The organism is Coprococcus sp. AF16-22, from assembly GCF_003461545.1.
Classification (GTDB): Bacteria; Bacillota; Clostridia; order Lachnospirales; family Lachnospiraceae; genus Coprococcus; species Coprococcus aceti.
In genome coordinates this window covers 1-2,244 of record NZ_QTXH01000028.1, presented here as the reverse complement: position 1 = coordinate 2,244, position 2,244 = coordinate 1, and the positions used below count along the sequence as shown (strand labels likewise).

Annotated in this window: 2 protein-coding genes; both read left to right on the top strand. The window is 33.5% G+C overall.

The annotated features are described in order from the left end of the window. The coding region (locus DWW60_RS13330; protein ID WP_147341865.1) for a restriction endonuclease subunit S at positions 1–1,123 on the top strand (1,123 nt) is incomplete at its 5' end. Between the two features lie 97 nt (positions 1,124–1,220). Continuing rightward, positions 1,221–2,189 carry a site-specific tyrosine recombinase/integron integrase gene (xerA, locus tag DWW60_RS13325; RefSeq protein ID WP_055222503.1) on the top strand — a complete coding sequence of 323 codons (969 nt, stop codon included), beginning with the start codon at positions 1,221–1,223 and terminating at the stop codon, positions 2,187–2,189. The last annotated feature ends 55 nt before the right edge of the window (positions 2,190–2,244 follow it).

Here is a 2,244-nt window from a genome sequence, read left to right as displayed (position 1 = left end):
CAAATTCGTATTTGTAGATCAATGGAAGATGAAAGTTAGGATAGGTGATTTGACGAAAATACGAACGGGTAAGCTTGATGCCAATGCAGCTTCAATGGATGGTCAATATCCGTTTTTTACTTGTTCAAAAGAGCCTTTAAGAATATCAACATATTCATATGATTGTGAGTGTGTATTAGTTGCTGGAAATGGCGATTTAAATGTTAAGTATTACAACGGAAAATTTGATGCTTATCAGCGAACCTATATAATAGAGAATAACAATGTCGAAAAATTATATTTGCCATATTTGTATTATTTTTTAGAAACATATATTGAGGAATTAAGGAAACAAGCTATAGGAGGGGTTATAAAATATATAAAGATATGTAATCTTAGTGATGCAGTAATTGAGTTACCATCAATTGAGAAACAGAAAAAAATAGTTAAAATTTTAAAGTCTTCAAAAAAATGTTTAGATATGAGAAATACTCAAATGGCTTTTTTAGATGGACTTATCAAAGCCCGATTTGTGGAGATGTTTGGTGATGTTATTCATAATGATAGAAAATGGGAATGTAAGCAGTTTTCTGATATTACTACTTCAAGATTAGGTAAAATGCTCGATGCTAAACATCAGATAGGTACATGTAAATATCCTTATTTAGCTAATTTCAATGTTCAATGGTTTAGATTTGAATTAGGTAATTTGAATGAAATGGATTTTAATGAAAAAGATCGTGAAGAATTTTGTCTTGAGGATGGAGATTTACTTGTCTGTGAAGGTGGAGAGATCGGTAGATGTGCAGTTTGGCATAATCAGGTTAAGAAATGTTATTTTCAAAAGGCACTTCATAGGGTGAGATGCAACCAAAACATAATTTTACCAGATTATTTGTCATGGTGGTTTAAGTATAATTGTGAGAATGGTGGTTTTGCTGCTATTGAAGGAGCTAAGGCGACAATATCTCATTTGACCGGTGCTAAAATGAAAATGTTAGATGTGACAGTTCCGCCAATTGAGTTGCAAGAACAATTTGTAGACTTTATCAAACATGTCGACAAATCAAAAGTTGTTGTGCAAAAGGCTCTTGATGAGGCACAGATATTGTTTGATAGTTTAATGCAGAAATATTTTGGATAATAATTTATAGCATATGTTTCTTAAAGTATAGAAATAAGAATTAAATAAGGTTTGACTGGTGAAGGATGTTGGTAGAATCTGGAAGGAGAATACGAACATGGAAGAAAAATTAGTCAAGATACTTAACGAGATGGCAGATTATCTGAATATATCTCAGATGAAGAAATTACAGGAGACGTTACTTAAACATTTGGCAGAAAACGAAGCAAAGACAGAAGAAATTCCTAATGTAGAATATTTGAAAATGTTTATTGACGCAAAGCAGATTGAGGGATGTTCTGAAAGAACTTTACAGTATTATCGTGTTACTATTGAACATATGCTTGGTAGTATTGAAACGCCTATCAGAAAGATAACAACTGACGAGATAAGAGGGTATCTTGTTGATTATCAGAAGGTTAATAATTGCAGCAAAGTAACTGTAGACAATGTCCGGAGAAATATGTCGAGCTTTTTTAGCTGGCTTGAAGAAGAGGACTACATATTGAAAAGTCCTATGAGACGAATACATAAAATTAAGACGAAACAGCCGGTTAAAGAAACTATAACTGATGAAATGATTGAAAAACTTCGTGATAATTGTACGTGCGTCAGGGATCTTGCCATGATTGACCTTTTGTATTCGACTGGTATACGAGTAGGCGAGCTGGTAGGTTTAAATATATCGGATATTGATTTTGAAGAACGGGAATGCATAGTATTCGGTAAAGGTGATAAAGAAAGAAGAGTTTATTTCGATGCAAAGGCAAAGCTGCATTTGCAAGAATATATAGAGAGCAGGACGGATGATAATCCAGCTTTATTTGTCACTCTTGATGCGCCGCATGCAAGATTAAAGATAAGTGGAGTTGAGATAAGAGTTAGAGAACTGGGAAGAAAATTGAATATAGACAAAATACATCCACATAAATTTAGAAGAACAATGGCAACCAGAGCTATCGATAAAGGAATGCCGATAGAGCAGGTGCAGAAGATATTGGGACACTCACAGATAGATACGACTATGCAGTACGCGATAGTTAATCAAAATAATGTAAAGGTATCGCATAGACGGTATATTGCATGATGTATTTGTTGTGGATATATATTTATGATTCACAAGCCTCAAATTCGTATTTGTA